This is a genomic window from Paenibacillus sp. EZ-K15, from assembly GCF_002573715.1.
GTDB lineage: Bacteria > Bacillota > Bacilli > Paenibacillales > Paenibacillaceae > Paenibacillus_AQ.
Window position 1 is genome coordinate 213,139 of the sequence record NZ_PDHM01000010.1, and the last position, 14,894, is coordinate 228,032.

Here is a 14,894-nt window from a genome sequence, read left to right on the forward strand (position 1 = left end):
TGAGACATAGGGAGGTGCAAGCAAATGTACGCTATTATCGAAACAGGTGGTAAACAATACAAAGTTCAAGAGGGCGACGTATTGTTCATCGAGAAGCTGACTGCAGGTGACGGCGAGAGCGTGACTTTCGACCGTGTACTGGCCGTATCCAAAGAGGACGGTTTGGTAGCAGGTACGCCGATTGTTTCCGGTGCGACTGTAACTGCGAAGGTAGAGAAGCACGGTAAAGGCCGTAAGGTCGTTGTATACAAATACAAGCCGAAGAAGAACTACCACAAGAAGCAAGGTCATCGTCAACCTTACACTAAAGTAACCATCGAGAAAATCCAAGCGTAAGTAGGTGCGGTAATTGATTACTGTACAAGTACTGCGCGGGGGAGATGGACGGATCCATAGCTTCAAGGTTACGGGGCACGCGGGATATGCCAATCCTGGAGAAGATATTGTATGTGCTGGAGTTTCCAGCATTACAGTGGGGACGGTCAATTCCATTGAAGTGTTAACCGGAACTGTTATGGAGACCCGGATGAAGGGCGGCTTTCTTAGTGCGAATCTTCCGCCGACGGCAGACGATTCCGTCTCGGGACAAGTTCAACTGCTTCTCGAATCCATGGTTGTTATGTTACAGGGAATTGCCGATTCATACGGCAAGTATATAAGAATACAAGAATTGACTACTTGAAGAAGGAGGTAGACAACATGTTGAAATTGGATCTTCAGTTATTCGCATCGAAAAAAGGTGTAGGTTCCACAAAGAACGGTCGCGATAGCGAATCGAAACGTCTTGGTGTGAAACGTGCAGACGGTCAAGCAGTGACTGGCGGCAGCATCTTGGTTCGCCAACGCGGAACGAAAATTCATCCAGGAACGAACGTAGGTATCGGTAAAGACGATACTTTGTTTGCGAAAGTTGACGGCGTTGTGAAATTTGAACGTTGGGGTCGTGATCGCAAGAAAGTGAGCGTCTACCCGGTTGATGTCGCTCCAGTAGCGGCTGCAGTAGAAGCTTAATCGTTTCTTATGCTGCATACAGAAGAAGCCTTTCGGCATCGTTGCCGGGGCTTCTTTTTTTGTGAATTGCGCAAAGATCATCATCCAGGGGATGAACCGTCCTGGAAGTCTATGATATACTGGGATTTGGTGAATGTAACCAATTGCTGTTGAAAGACGAGGAGAAGCGATGAAATCCTGGAAATGGATAGCAGCTGGGGCGGGGTTAACCTCCGTAATACCCGTAGCATGGATGGTATGGAAACCGACTTTGGCTGCAGGAGCAGTGTTGACGGTTTGGGCTGTCGCTGCGTCTGCCTGCGGTGCATGGCTTGTCCGAAAATCGGACGAGCGCAGACAGCAAGCCATCATTCGGAATATGGAGTCGACGGCGATTCAGATGTTGAATCACCATCGTCATGATTGGATGAATGAGCTTCAAATTTTGTACGGCTACATTCAACTTGGAAAGCTTGATAAAACAGTGGGTTCTGTGGAAAGAATAAAGGACAGGATGGCGACGGAGAGCAGAATATCTAAGCTAGGCATTCCTTCGCTGGTTTTTTATTTACATTCATACCGTACGTACAGCAACAATCTGCAGCTCGACGTTGAAGTTGTGGACCAGGTACAACTGGAAGACAAAGTATCGCCACAAACGGCGGAGTCTTTTACCGAAGCAATCATTCAAACGGTGAGAGCTTTTCAATTGAGCGGAAAAGCGTCCTGGGGGGATACCCGGCAATTAACATTAACATTTATGCAGCAAGAACAAGAGCTGATGGTATGGGCACAAGGAGAAGGATCCTTTGGAGACCCGGACAGCTTGAAGCTTCAGATTGAACAATCCGTAAAAGGCGAAGGCATTCGGGTGGAGCAGACGGAGCCGGGGGAGACCTCGTATCGTTTGTATTTGCCGTTTGTGACTTGAGGAAGGTGATTTCATGTTTGTAGATAAGGCAAAAGTATATGTAAAAGGCGGAGACGGCGGAGATGGTCTCATTGCGTTCCGTCGAGAGAAATACGTTCCTGAAGGCGGACCTGCCGGCGGTGACGGCGGTAAGGGCGGCGACGTGATTTTCCGGGTGGACGAAGGACTGCGCACGTTGATGGATTTCCGTTACCAGAAGCATTTTAAGGCCAAGCGCGGGGAAAAAGGCCGCAATAAAAGTCAGCATGGCGCCAATGCGGATAGCATGATTGTCCGTATCCCGCCGGGTACCATCTTAATGGATGACGATACCGGTGAGGTTATTGGGGATCTGACCCGGCACGGTCAACAGGTTGTTGTTGCCAGAGGAGGCCGTGGAGGGCGTGGAAATATCCGCTTTGCTACGCCGAACAATCCGGCGCCTGAACTTGCCGAGAACGGTGAGGAAGGCGAAGAGCGTTACGTAACCCTGGAACTTAAAGTGATGGCTGATGTAGGTCTCGTCGGGTTCCCTAGCGTAGGCAAATCAACCTTGTTATCCGTTGTATCTGCGGCTCAGCCGAAGATCGGCGCATACCACTTTACGACCATAACACCGAATTTGGGAATGGTTGAGGTTGGAGACGGTCGCAATTTCGTAATGGCTGACTTGCCTGGTCTGATTGAGGGTGCTCATGAGGGCGTGGGACTTGGTCACGAATTCCTCCGGCACGTGGAAAGAACACGCGTCATTATCCATGTTGTGGATATGGCAGGCACGGAAGGAAGGGATCCGTTTGAGGACTGGGAAAAAATCAATGATGAAATCAGGCTTTACAACCCGGTTCTGGTCGATCGGCCGCAAATCGTAGCCGCTAATAAAATGGATATGCCGGAGGCGGAAGAGTATTTGGCAGCCTTCAAAGAGAAGGTGAAGGAAATCCGTCCGGACATCGAGGTCATGCCGATTTCCTCGCTGACCCGACAAGGTATCCAGGAACTTCTTTATCGCACGATCGATGTGCTCGAAAGTATTCCGGATGAGCCGGCGATTGAAGAAGTATCCGAGGTTTCCGAGCGTAAGGTGTATAAATTCAAAGCGCAAAACGACAACTCCTTCACCGTCACTAGGGATAATGAGATGTATGTGGTGCATAGCGAGCGAATTGAGCGGATGCTGAAACGGATGCAGATGAATTCACATGATGCGATTCTGAAGCTTGCAAGAACGATGCGTCATATGGGCGTTGATGAAGAGCTCCGGAAACGGGGCGCGACAGAAGGCACCATTGTACGGATTGGCGATTTCGAATTCGAATTTGTTGAAGGCAGCAGCTACTATTAATGCGTGACAAATACGTTTTGAAGAAAAATACCGCAAGGTCTGTATAACAGCAGGCTTGGCGGTATTTTTTTTATGAATGAACTTGTATCTCCGTGAATCGATAACACGTAAACATGCGCAGTGATTTATGGCATCTGCCTGTGAAATTGTTTCGATATGTCTTTTCCATTTAGGTTTCCAAATTTTGCATCCACATATCGGGTAAATCGTATACAATAGTAGTACAATAGTCCTTTTCCATATACCATCAGGATGGAAGGAACGGCGTAAAAAGGAGAGTAGAACTATGGCTATTATTGAAGTTGTAAAATACGAAGGGCCGCCGGATGTGTTTGCATGGCGTTATCCGAATCAGGAGTTAGGGACTTGGACCCAGCTCATTGTTCATGAGACACAGGAGGCAATTCTGTATAAGGGCGGTCAGGCCCTGGACTCCTTCTCGGCGGGGCGGCATACGCTGAGTACAGCGAATATACCGATTTTATCCAATGTGATCAATCTTCCATTCGGTGGGAAGTCTCCCTTTACGGCAGAAGTCTGGTTTGTGAACAAACTTCGTTCACTGGACGTGAAATGGGGAACTAACTCGCCGATCCAGCTGCAAGATCCGAAATACAATATTATCGTATCGGTCCGGGCTTTTGGCCAATTCGGCGTACAGATCAGCGATCCGCGAAAGTTTCTGGCGACCATGGTCGGTACGTTGCAAACTTTTGACCAGGGCACCCTGATTAAATATTATCGCGGCGTACTGATGTCCAATATTACGGAAATCATATCCTCCTATATCGTTCGCAAAAAAATCAGCGTTGTGGAGATCAATGCTTACATAGCGGAAATATCGAAGCATATCATGGAAGCGATTGCGCCTTCATTTGAAGAGATAGGGATCACTCTGCTGAATTTCTATGTAGATTCCATTAACATACCGGAGAATGACCCTGCAGCTGTTCGAATCAAGGAGGCGCTAGCGAAGAAAGCGGAGATGGACATCATCGGATATACCTATCATCAGGAAAGAACCTTTGATACGCTTGAGGGGGCAGCGAAGAATCCCGGCAGCCCGGCAGCGGTCATGGGAACCGGGCTGGGCATGGGACTTGGGATGGTCGGCCCGATGTACGAGACCGCCCGGCATATGTTTGAGAGTTCAAAGGAACTAGAGAAGGATGATATGCCAATCAACCAGAAGGCATGTACCAAATGCGGAACACGGAACGGGGAAGAAGCCCGATTCTGTTCGGGATGCGGCCAATCGCTTCAGGCGCAAGCCGAGCAAGAGCCAGCGAAAACTGTCCGGTGCAACGATTGCGGGCAGCCTCTACCTCCAAATGCCAAGTTTTGTCTTCACTGCGGAGACCCTTACCATGCATGCCCTAAGTGTGGCCATGACCATCCGGCCGGTGCTGTTGAATGTCCGGAGTGCGGTGCCCCGCTGCCTATGCCTTGCCGGGCATGTGGTGAATTGGTGGATGCGGAAGCCAAGTTTTGCCCGCACTGCGGGTCGAGCCATGAACTTACATGTCCTGGGTGTCATCATGAGATCAAACCGGGCCAGAAGTTTTGCATGGAGTGCGGTCATAAATTGATGTGAAGTGAAAGCGGGGGAATAAAGTGAACACAAGGACCACAAGTCGAAACAGATTATGGCTGGCTGCCGTAGCGCTTCCGGTCGTAACCATCCTTCTGTTCGGATTGATCAGTGGGATCGTTCAACTGAATGCTTGGATATCGGGCATAGCCCTCGGATGCGTCGAGGCGGCCATTCTTGTATTTATCGGTTTTGTCATGCAACAGCGCAAAGCGGCTTCGTCAGGAGCACCTTTTCATATTGCTTCAGGCGTTATTATAGGGATCTATACAATCTCCGTCTTGCTGGAGGTTATTCTGCTGGGATATTTATTTAAGCTTCCTGAATCTTCGTATTTGATGATTCATCTGATAACCTTCCTGGGGTTTTCGGTTGTTTTGGGACTGATAGCTTTGGCGGGAAAATATGCAGGAGCTCATGAACGGAAGGAAAGTGATCATCTTTCGGTTAAGAAAGAGACGGTGGCTTGGATCGGGGGAATCCGGAGAAAACTAGGGGAGATGCCAGGAGAGAACATTCATTCGTTAGACCGGCAGATGGCCGAGCTTGAGGAAACGCTTCGGTATAGCGATCCAATCACACACACCTCATTATATGAAGTGGAGCATATGATCCAGCAAAAAATCGCGATGTTGGAGGACCAAGTGGCACTGATCGGGGAGACACAAGCGGAACAACGTGATGAGCTGGCAGAGCAAACCGTTCACATCATCCGCGATATCCTTAGAACGGTACAGGATCGCAACACGGAACTTCTGAAAGCAAAAGCGGGATCAACCTAATGCAGATGATAGAGGGGATAGAAAATGGAAGCTTCTGATCTCAAGCGCTTTAAACAGAAATTCACGACAGTGGATTATTCCATTATTGCGCTGGCGGTTCTGTTTTTTCCGCTGGCCATTGTGCTGGCAGCTGTTCGGGTGCTTGTCACCCATCGCCATAATCACTGTAAGGGACGAAACAACCGGCTCTTCGGGTGGGTTTTGGTCATCACCTATGGAATCTTTGAATTGCTTATGATTCTGGCGACTATTGATGATAAAGATGTCGATGGCCTCTATTCGGCTTCCATCGTTTGGGGCGTTATTATACTGGTTCCAGCTATCATCATGCTGTTGATTGCCAAAAAAGAAGACAAGAAATTCAACAGCTTACTGCAATTTTATTCGAATGCCATTATGAAAAGAGGGCTCGTCCAGATTGAACATATCGCTCGTGAGGCAAGACAAACGCCGGCACATGCCGTCCGGGATATCACGTTCATGTTTGAACGGCGTATGCTGCCTAACGGAAAGCTCGACAATGGAGTCGTCATCATCCCGTCCTTGCAGAGGAGAAGCCAATCCCCATTCCAAGGGGAATTTGTTTCGCGCAGCGGACAGAGAATGCAGTATTCACTGGGCGAAGTTGCGGCTGAACCAGAGCAATTAATCCGAAACGAAGCGACGCCCGATCCAGGACCGAAGTCTGTGGAATGCCCGGGCTGCGGGGCAAGGTCGGTCGTAACGCATCTGGAGAAAAAAGAATGTGAGTATTGCGGTACGGTGATTGTGGCTTAATCTTCATGCGTCCGATTAAGAAGAAATTGAGGAGATCTTGGTATGAGCGTTCCAGTGAAGCCTTTTAAATCGCGATTTTAAAATTTCTATTATTTTATTATTGGTCTGACGTATGTGTTTTTTCCATTAGCTTTGATCATTGCGGGGTTTCGTATTTTACCCACGCAACAACATCACAGTTTCAGGGGAACTTCATCCGATCAATCACCTATATCAGCCGCGTCACTGGGACCAAAAAGTCATGAGTGTGCTGGCTGCGGAAACAGAATCATGTTAAACCCAAACGAATCAGTACCATGCGACTATTGCGGGTTGACCTTGAGTTACACATCGTCAGTATAACGTTATCGGCAGTCTCCGCATACCGGAGACTGCTTTTTCTTACGCATCATTTACAATTTTGACGTGAATATCGATGTGTTCCGATTCGAATTGCGATATAGTATAGGCTATAGAGTTGACATAAGAAATATCGGGATATCTAAAAAAACTGGACACTTATGTATTGCCCTTACTTGGTATATCCAGTATAATGTCCACTATACGAATACAGTAGTCTTTGAGGAGAGGACGTTTGTGAAGGAACGCTACTATTTGGTCCGGGAAGACATCCTTCCCGAGGCTGTGGTTAAGACGATGCAAGTGAAAAAATTGCTGGCGTCGGGAGACGTTAGGACGGTCCATGAAGCCGTTGAGCAGGTTGGGCTTAGCCGAAGCGCTTTTTATAAGTACAAGGATGGAATCCATCCTATCAATCAACTGGAACGAGATGAAATCGTAACGATTTCTATCGATATGGAACATCGCTCCGGGATGTTATCCGAAGTGCTGGGGCTGGTAGCGGGTGAAGGCGGGAATGTGTTAACCATTCATCAGAGCATTCCGCTGCAGGGTATCGCCAATGTCGTGATTTCCGTCGAAGTATCCCGGCTTAATGAGGAGCTGGATGATCTGCTCGACGGATTGAGACGAATAACCGGAGTAAGAAGAGTGCAGATGATAGGCCAAGGGTAAGTTATGACGAATAAATAGATATCTATGCGATGGGATACAGGAGGTATGTATTAATGAAACCGGTCAAAGTAGGACTTTTGGGATTAGGAACCGTAGGGACAGGGGTTGTCCGCATCGTTGAGGGGCATCAGGAGGATTTGAGCAGCCAGGTCGGTTCGCCGATTACGATAGAACGCATCGCTGTCAAACATTTGGAGAAGTACCGCAGTATCAATGTGGACCAGAATAAACTGACGGAAGATCCATGGGCGGTCATCCGCGATCCTGAGATTGATGTCATCGTTGAAGTGATGGGCGGGATTGAGCAGACAAAAACCTATATCCTCGAAGCGCTTGAGCGCGGCAAGCATATCGTAACGGCGAATAAGGATCTGATGGCTCTCCATGGTGCCGAAATATTAGCCAAGGCGCAAGAGAAGCAGTGCGACGTGTTCTACGAGGCAAGCGTTGCTGGCGGTATTCCTATTATCCGCACGTTGATTGAAGGCTTCTCCTCGGATCGAATCATGAAAATCATGGGGATCGTGAACGGTACAACCAACTTCATTTTGACCAAGATGAGCCAAGAAGGCGCATCGTATGAGGATGTCCTGGCAGAAGCTCAGGAGCTGGGTTATGCAGAAGCCGATCCGACCTCCGATGTGGAAGGCTTGGACGCGGCCCGCAAAATGGCGATACTCGGGACACTCGGCTTCCGCACGAACGTTGAGCTCCAGGATGTAACCGTTAAGGGAATCTCGCAAGTGACCAAAGAAGATATCGCCTATGCGAAGCGTTTGGGCTACGAGATGAAGCTTCTGGGTATAGCGGAGCGTCAGGACGATGAGTTTAGCATCACGGTTCAGCCTACGATGGTTCGAAAAGGACATCCTATCGCGGCCGTGAATGGGGTATTTAACGCGGTTTATGTATACGGAGAAGCTGTAGGTGAAACGATGTTTTACGGAGCAGGCGCCGGCGAGATGCCAACCGCTACATCCGTTGTTGCAGACCTGGTTGCCGTCATCAAGAATCTGAAGCTCGGCGTCAACGGCCTCAAAGCCATCGTTCCATACAAACCGAAGAAACTCAAAACCGATGAGCAGATCATGTACAAGAACTTCATTTTGCTTCATGTCGACGATAAAGCAGGTGTGCTTGCCCAAATTACGCAGGTGTTCGCCGAATATAACGTCAGCCTGGAATCCGTTGTTCAGCAGCCGAACGAGCATAATCCGGACGCAGAGATTATCATCGTCACGCACAATGCGAGTAAAGCCAATATGGATGAAGTGCTGAATCATTTTGAAGGCCTGGAAGTCATTCGCCGGATTAAAAGTGTTTACCGTGTTGAAGGATAAGGGATTAGAACTCATTAAATAACCCGATATAATTTTTTCATAAGAAAAGGAGAACATGAGAGATGCCGTATGAAGGATTGCTTCAAACCTACAGAGAATATTTGCCGGTGAATGAGCGTACTCCGCTTCTAACGCTTAAGGAAGGGAACACCCCCCTGATCAAAGCCGTGAATCTATCCGAAGAGCTCGGAATTGATCTTCATTTCAAATTTGAAGGGCTTAATCCCACGGGTTCATTTAAAGACCGTGGGATGGTAATGGCCGTGGCAAAAGCAATGGAAGAGGGAAGCCGCACTATTATGTGCGCTTCCACGGGTAATACGTCTGCAGCAGCTGCTGCTTATGCCGCTCGTGGCGGATTAAATTGTATCGTTATCATTCCGAACAATAATATTGCGCTGGGCAAGCTCGCCCAGGCGATGATCTACGGAGCGAAGGTTATTGCGATTGAGGGCAATTTTGACCGCGCGCTGGAAATCGTGCGTGAGATTACGGCGAAGCATCCGATTGCGCTTGTGAACTCCGTGAATCCTTATCGAATCGAAGGCCAGAAGACGGCTGCATTCGAAGTTGTTGACCAGTTAGGGAAAGCTCCGGACGTGCTGGCGATTCCGGTCGGCAATGCGGGGAACATCTCCGCTTACTGGAAAGGATTTAAAGAGTACCATGCAGCGGGTAAATCATCTTCACTGCCGAAAATGCTAGGATTTGAAGCAGAAGGTGCTATGGCGATCGTGAAGGGAGAGCCTATTGCGAATCCGGAAACGGTAGCGACTGCCATCCGTATCGGGAACCCGGCCAGCTGGAAAACCGCGGTTGCGGCCGCAGAGGAATCCGGTGGACAGATTAACTACGTAACGGATGAAGAAATTTTGGAAGCATACCGCAAAATTGCATCGCGTGAGGGCATTTTTGCCGAGCCTGGATCGGCTGCCTCCATCGCAGGCGTTTATAAAATGAAGCGCGAAGGATATTTTAAAGGTGGAGAGTCCGTTGTCTGTGTGCTGACAGGGCATGGGCTCAAGGATCCGAATATCGCCATTTCTACCGTGAACGCTGAACCGCTCGTCGTATCGGATACAGAATCAGCCGTAATGGATGCTATTGCTAAGCTTGAAGGAGCTGCACGGGTATGAGTTTGTCTCAAGGTGTCCGGGTGAAGGTTCCGGCCAGTACGGCTAATTTGGGACCTGGATTCGATACACTCGGCATGGCATTGTCTTTATATTCCTGGATCGAGATGAAGGCGTCGGAGCGGACCGTATTCCATCTACATGGTGATGAGATGTGCGGTCTTCCGACGGATAAGAGCAACCTGATCTACAAGGTGGCTCAGATGGTTTTTGAAGAAGCGGGACAGGCTGTTCCTGATCTCGAGATTTCCATGTATTCCGAAATTCCGCTTACCCGCGGCCTTGGCAGCAGTGCATCGGCGATTGTAGGGGCGCTGGCGGCTGCCAATGCGCTGATCGGTTCGCCGCTTCCCGATTCCAAGCTTTTTGACATGGCGACGGATCTTGAGAAGCACCCGGATAATGTAGGGGCTTCTTTATTTGGAGGGATTATTACGGCTGTATGGGACGGAGCCCATGCGGATTATATACGTATTGAACCTCCAGCAGACCTCGGAACGCTCGTCGTTATTCCTGATTTCGAGTTGGCGACATCCAAAGCAAGGGAAGCTCTGCCCGCCCAGGTCAGTTTAGCGGATGCTGTATATAATATTAGTCGATCCTCCTTGATGACCGCGGCTCTTTCGGCAGGCAGACTGGATTTGATTCGTGCCGCAATGCAAGACCGGATTCATCAGCCCTATAGGGTACCGCTTGTGCCAGGGATGACCAAAATTTTGGCTGAAGCTACAAGCCACGGAGCGCTCGGTATTGCGCTGAGCGGAGCGGGTCCGACGATGATTGCGTTGGTGGATCGGAACGATTCGCGGGTAGAAGAATTGAGCGCATATTTATTGGAGACGATGAAGGCGGAAGGAATCTCGTCTTCGTGCTACCCATTAAATCCAGTTGCGGAAGGCGTCCAGCTCTTGGATGATATAAACAATAGATCCTTTTTGGATATGATTAGAGGGGAAGTTACCGCATGAAAAAAATAGCCTTGTTGCCCTCAGGATCGGTATCTCATGAAGCGATACTTTATCTCCTTAACGGTGAGCCGGTGGAGTTTGTCCACCATAAACTGATCTCTGATGTATTTATGTCTACAGTAGAAGGAAAAAGCGATTACAGCGTGATCCCGATTGAGAATACCATCGAAGGCTCCGTGAGCCTTCATATGGATTGGTTGGTTAATGAGGTGGATCTTCCGATGCAGGTAGAGTGGGTCTATCCTTCCATTCAAAACCTGATCGGAAATGCTGCCGAGTTCCGTTCAAATGACGGTACGATGGATTACAGTAAAATCACAAAAATTTGGTCTCATCAAGTAGCAACGGCACAGTGCCGTCAGTTCCTCGCGAAGGCTGCACCACAGGCTGAGTTGGAGCAAGTAGGCAGCACGTCTGAAGGGGTTAAGATCGTAAAGGAAAATCCCGGGCAGGGCTGGGCGGCGATCGGCACTTCACTTGGCGCAGCCACTCACGGATTAAACCTGCTTGCCGAGCGTATAACCGACCATGATAACAATTACACCCGGTTTGTCCTGATCGGACGCGAGCCGATGTCAGTCAACCGTTCGCCGGAGCATATCAAGACCAGCATTCTCGTGACCCTGCCAGAGGATGTGCCGGGAGCGCTGCATCAGGTGCTTTCTGCTTTTGCTTGGCGGCGCCTGAACCTGTCGCGGATCGAATCCCGTCCGACGAAGAAGAAACTCGGTAATTACTATTTTTATATCGATGTCATGGCCGCAGCGGATTCCGTTCTATTGCTCGCCGCCATAGGAGAGATTGAAGCGCTGGGATGTTTGGTTCGTGTGCTGGGTACTTATCCGGGATATGCGTACGAGAGTGAGAAAATGGAGGTTAAGTAAATGTCAGAGCAATGGATCTATCTGGATGGAGAATTCGTCACAAAAGAGAATGCAAAAGTATCCGTTTTTGACCATGGATTTTTGTACGGAGACGGCATATTCGAAGGCATTCGGATATATAACGGCAACATCTTTAAGTGCAAGGAACACTTGGATCGACTGTACGATTCCGCCAAGTCCATCGATTTAGTCATCCCACTGGCATATGATGAGCTGCTGGAGGCTACGGCCGAAACCATTCGGCGCAACGATATGCGGAACGGGTACATCCGTATCGTAGTATCCCGAGGTGCAGGCAATCTGGGTCTGGATCCGCGTCGCTGCCCTAAACCAACGGTGTTGATCATTGTGGAACAGCTGGCGATCTACTCTGAAGAAGCCTATCTGAACGGTTTGAAGGCCGTTTCCGTAGCCCAGCGCCGTAACATTCCGGATGCGCTCAATCCGAAAATCAAGTCTCTGAACTATTTGAACAATATTCTTGTGAAGATCCAATCCAACTTTGCGGGAGCGGATGAAGCGATCATGATGAACGCACAAGGATATGTGACGGAAGGCTCCGGGGACAATATTTTTATCGTGAAAAACGGCGTGGTCACCACGCCACCGTGCTACCTTGGTGCGCTTGAAGGCATTACGCGTCAGGCGATTATTGATTTATGCGATAAACTCGGCATTAAATTGAAGGAAGAGCCTTTCAGCATGCATGACGTATATATTGCAGACGAGGTGTTTTTTACAGGAACCGCCGCCGAGGTCATCGCCGCTCGCGAAATTGACGGACGGATGATCGGAATAGGGCAGGCTGGTCCAATTACGCTTCAATTGCTCGAGGAATTCCGCAAAATTGTGGATCAAGACGGTTATAAAGTGTGGGAATCCTAACGTTTTTGGACAGCTAAATAAACGACTTAAAAAATCCTTTCATGTCGATGAAAGGATTTTTTTTGCCTAGAGGGATGTCAATCGCCTATTCCGTGCATAGGATGTAGTAACGAAAGCGGGCGAATTACATGACGCCTAGAAGAGTGTAGGAGGTTTTAGCGGCGTGAAGATACACATCGTCAAGGAAGGCGACACCCTATATGAGCTGTCCAAAAAATACGACGTTCCTTTAGCGAAAATCATCGATGCCAATCCACAGCTGGTGGATCCGAATAAGCTCGATGTCGGTGCCAAAATCAAAGTACCGACAGAGCCTGTTCCGGTACCAGGCGGCAGCCAACCCATTATCCATAAGCATACGGTAAAGCAGGGGGACTCCCTCTGGAAACTGTCGAAGGCATGGGGCGTAACCCTGAAGGAAATCATTGATGCCAACCCGCAGCTTAAGAATCCGAATGCCCTGCTGGTGGGAGAGGTCGTGAACATCCCTTCATCAGGCGTATATTCGGAGTCGGGCGCAGATGACGGGGTTTCGATGAGCAGCGGCAGTGGTTCGAACCCGGGCAAGAAGAAGCCGGGCGGCAAGGATTACACAGGAGTAAAGGAAGAAATCACAGCGCCGATCGAGCAGCCTCCGGTTGTTCCGGAAGTTAAGGAGCCCGAGCCGCCGATTTTGCCGAAACTTCCTGAGATTTCGCCTTTCCCCGAGGAGCCTAAGAAATTCGAACCGGAGTACAAACCGGAGATTTTACCTGAAATCAAGAAGCCGGTCATCCTGCCGGAAGTCAAGAAACCAGAGATCTTGCCAGAAGTCAAGAAACCAGAGATCCTGCCAGAAGTCAAGAAACCGGATGTCATGCCTGATTTTAAAATGCCTGTAATCATGCCTGATTTCAAGCCGGAATTCAAACCTGAATTCAAACCAGAGTACAAACCAGATTTTAAACCGCCATATAAACCAATAGAACCTGAGTATACGTACCCTGTTAAAGCCATGCCGTTACCTCACCCAATCCATCCCATGGCCGAACCATGTCCGCCATTTATGGAGATGCCACTTCATATGATGCCACATCCATGTCCGGAATTTCCTTTTCAAGAAGCGCCTGCATTTATGATGCCTCCATACGGTGGTTTTCATGAAGGGCCATGTGGTTGCCATGAGCCTAAACAATGGCATGGTGCAGATTACGGCCCAGCCGTCCATCCGTATCACCATATTCCGCAGGAATCGATGCCCGTTTCCTATAATGAAGGCTGGGGAAATGCAGCTTCAGGATATCCGGGTGTTTCTGAACAGCCGATGAGCTTGGAATATTCCCAGTTCTCGATCGCGGAATCGTATACAGGGAATGTGGGTTCCGATTATCATCCATATCCTGAGCATCATCATACAGCGGCGACATATGGTTATGTGCCGTCTCCATGCGGATGCCACGGGGGAGAAGTTAGTCCGCACTATAACATGCCGCAACACGGGCATTATCAGCATGCACCGGACATGGCGGTATCGTATCAACCTTGGCAGGGTGGAATGGACTACAATGCTAGGCCATACGGATATCCGTCCGAACTCATGGGAACTCAAGGAGCATATCCTCCATTTGTAAATCCATATGAACAGAACTGGTATGATCGGCAAAATGATCAGCAGCTCGATTCGGCATTCAATCCGTCGGCTCCTTTCGAAACGAAGCAATATAATATGTCGGTCAGCAGTGACGTTGAGAATGATACGGAACCATCCGGATCCAGAGATACCGCCATTGAAGAGAATGCTAAGGAAAGAGCCAAAGTCCATCGTCAGCAAGCTAATAAAACAAGAACAGCAGCCAAGAAATCACGCAAGCCTCAAGTCTCATCAAAAGGCAAGCGCCACAATCCCTGGATTAAGAGTTAAGACATCATCAATGAATGCCTGGTTATAGTTAAACAAAAGGGACCTCATCTCGGTCCCTTTTGTATGCTCGTCCGACATACTGTCTATGAATCTACTGTAATGAAATACTACTAATAGCTATTTATAAAGAAATTATCATTTGGAAGAAATTATGTATTGCTATCGGGTTGGGAAATATGATACATTATAAATCCAGTCGCGATAAGCAAGATTGCGGCGGGATAGAGGTCAACCGAAAGTAATGAAGGACTTAAGAAGAACTTAAAAAAACTTTCTAAAAAAACCTCTTGCATTATCGAAACGAACATGATATATTATAAGAGTTGCTGGTGCGAACGAGATTCGCCGGTAACGAAGAAGTTGATCTTTGAAAAC

General features: G+C 48.7%; 15 protein-coding genes. All 15 read left to right on the forward strand.

Annotated features, from left to right (window positions below; genetic code table 11):
- Nucleotides 1-24 precede the first annotated feature (24 nt).
- A complete protein-coding gene (gene rplU / locus CRG97_RS07970; protein ID WP_098742551.1) occupies nucleotides 25-336 on the forward strand; it encodes a 50S ribosomal protein L21 in 312 nt (103 codons plus the stop codon).
- A gap of 13 nt (nucleotides 337-349) precedes the next feature.
- The gene (locus tag CRG97_RS07975; RefSeq protein WP_098742552.1) at nucleotides 350-682 is read left to right on the forward strand and encodes a ribosomal-processing cysteine protease Prp; all 333 of its coding nucleotides are present in this window, start codon (nucleotides 350-352) and stop codon (nucleotides 680-682) included.
- Nucleotides 683-699: 17 nt separating this feature from the next.
- Nucleotides 700-1,011 (forward strand): 50S ribosomal protein L27, encoded by a 312-nt coding sequence (rpmA, locus tag CRG97_RS07980; RefSeq protein ID WP_015734021.1) that lies wholly within the window; start codon nucleotides 700-702, stop codon nucleotides 1,009-1,011.
- A gap of 169 nt (nucleotides 1,012-1,180) precedes the next feature.
- Complete coding sequence (locus CRG97_RS33560) at nucleotides 1,181-1,921, forward strand: Spo0B domain-containing protein (protein WP_237566338.1); 741 nt, start codon at nucleotides 1,181-1,183, stop codon at nucleotides 1,919-1,921.
- Between the two features lie 13 nt (nucleotides 1,922-1,934).
- Entirely contained in the window at nucleotides 1,935-3,245 is a 1,311-nt protein-coding gene (obgE, locus tag CRG97_RS07990) for a GTPase ObgE (RefSeq protein WP_076323137.1), read from the forward strand.
- A gap of 286 nt (nucleotides 3,246-3,531) precedes the next feature.
- Nucleotides 3,532-4,839: an SPFH domain-containing protein gene (locus CRG97_RS07995; RefSeq protein ID WP_098742553.1), complete on the forward strand. Its 1,308-nt coding sequence runs from the start codon at nucleotides 3,532-3,534 to the stop codon at nucleotides 4,837-4,839.
- Between the two features lie 20 nt (nucleotides 4,840-4,859).
- On the forward strand, nucleotides 4,860-5,618 hold the full coding sequence (locus CRG97_RS08000; protein ID WP_098742554.1) for a FlxA-like family protein: 759 nt from the start codon (nucleotides 4,860-4,862) through the stop codon (nucleotides 5,616-5,618).
- A 24-nt stretch (nucleotides 5,619-5,642) separates the two neighbouring features.
- Nucleotides 5,643-6,395, forward strand: coding sequence for a hypothetical protein (locus tag CRG97_RS08005; protein ID WP_098742555.1), 753 nt, complete (start codon nucleotides 5,643-5,645; stop codon nucleotides 6,393-6,395).
- A 576-nt stretch (nucleotides 6,396-6,971) separates the two neighbouring features.
- Nucleotides 6,972-7,409 (forward strand): ACT domain-containing protein, encoded by a 438-nt coding sequence (locus CRG97_RS08015; RefSeq protein WP_063478870.1) that lies wholly within the window; start codon nucleotides 6,972-6,974, stop codon nucleotides 7,407-7,409.
- 53 nt (nucleotides 7,410-7,462) lie between these two features.
- Nucleotides 7,463-8,749 (forward strand): homoserine dehydrogenase, encoded by a 1,287-nt coding sequence (locus CRG97_RS08020; RefSeq protein ID WP_076323142.1) that lies wholly within the window; start codon nucleotides 7,463-7,465, stop codon nucleotides 8,747-8,749.
- Nucleotides 8,750-8,811: 62 nt separating this feature from the next.
- Nucleotides 8,812-9,885, forward strand: coding sequence for a threonine synthase (gene thrC / locus CRG97_RS08025; RefSeq protein ID WP_076323143.1), 1,074 nt, complete (start codon nucleotides 8,812-8,814; stop codon nucleotides 9,883-9,885).
- Entirely contained in the window at nucleotides 9,882-10,850 is a 969-nt protein-coding gene (gene thrB / locus CRG97_RS08030; protein ID WP_098742556.1) for a homoserine kinase, read from the forward strand. The genes thrC and thrB overlap by 4 nt, the downstream gene beginning before the upstream one ends.
- Entirely contained in the window at nucleotides 10,847-11,734 is an 888-nt protein-coding gene (gene pheA, locus CRG97_RS08035; protein ID WP_098742557.1) for a prephenate dehydratase, read from the forward strand. The genes thrB and pheA overlap by 4 nt, the downstream gene beginning before the upstream one ends.
- A complete protein-coding gene (gene ilvE, locus CRG97_RS08040; RefSeq protein WP_098742558.1) occupies nucleotides 11,735-12,619 on the forward strand; it encodes a branched-chain-amino-acid transaminase in 885 nt (294 codons plus the stop codon). It abuts the gene before it with no gap.
- 163 nt (nucleotides 12,620-12,782) lie between these two features.
- The gene (locus CRG97_RS08045; protein WP_098742559.1) at nucleotides 12,783-14,519 is read left to right on the forward strand and encodes a LysM peptidoglycan-binding domain-containing protein; all 1,737 of its coding nucleotides are present in this window, start codon (nucleotides 12,783-12,785) and stop codon (nucleotides 14,517-14,519) included.
- The last annotated feature ends 375 nt before the right edge of the window (nucleotides 14,520-14,894 follow it).

What these genes read in the sequence shown, in the direction of transcription:
- rplU (WP_098742551.1), top strand. Translation starts at nt 25, where the DNA reads ATGTACGCTATTATCGAAACAGGTGGTAAACAATACAAAGTTCAAGAG.
- rpmA (WP_015734021.1), top strand. Translation starts at nt 700, where the DNA reads ATGTTGAAATTGGATCTTCAGTTATTCGCATCGAAAAAAGGTGTAGGT.
- CRG97_RS33560 (WP_237566338.1), top strand. Translation starts at nt 1,181, where the DNA reads ATGAAATCCTGGAAATGGATAGCAGCTGGGGCGGGGTTAACCTCCGTA.
- obgE (WP_076323137.1), top strand. Translation starts at nt 1,935, where the DNA reads ATGTTTGTAGATAAGGCAAAAGTATATGTAAAAGGCGGAGACGGCGGA.
- CRG97_RS07995 (WP_098742553.1), top strand. Translation starts at nt 3,532, where the DNA reads ATGGCTATTATTGAAGTTGTAAAATACGAAGGGCCGCCGGATGTGTTT.
- CRG97_RS08005 (WP_098742555.1), top strand. Translation starts at nt 5,643, where the DNA reads ATGGAAGCTTCTGATCTCAAGCGCTTTAAACAGAAATTCACGACAGTG.
- CRG97_RS08020 (WP_076323142.1), top strand. Translation starts at nt 7,463, where the DNA reads ATGAAACCGGTCAAAGTAGGACTTTTGGGATTAGGAACCGTAGGGACA.
- thrC (WP_076323143.1), top strand. Translation starts at nt 8,812, where the DNA reads ATGCCGTATGAAGGATTGCTTCAAACCTACAGAGAATATTTGCCGGTG.
- thrB (WP_098742556.1), top strand. Translation starts at nt 9,882, where the DNA reads ATGAGTTTGTCTCAAGGTGTCCGGGTGAAGGTTCCGGCCAGTACGGCT.
- pheA (WP_098742557.1), top strand. Translation starts at nt 10,847, where the DNA reads ATGAAAAAAATAGCCTTGTTGCCCTCAGGATCGGTATCTCATGAAGCG.
- ilvE (WP_098742558.1), top strand. Translation starts at nt 11,735, where the DNA reads ATGTCAGAGCAATGGATCTATCTGGATGGAGAATTCGTCACAAAAGAG.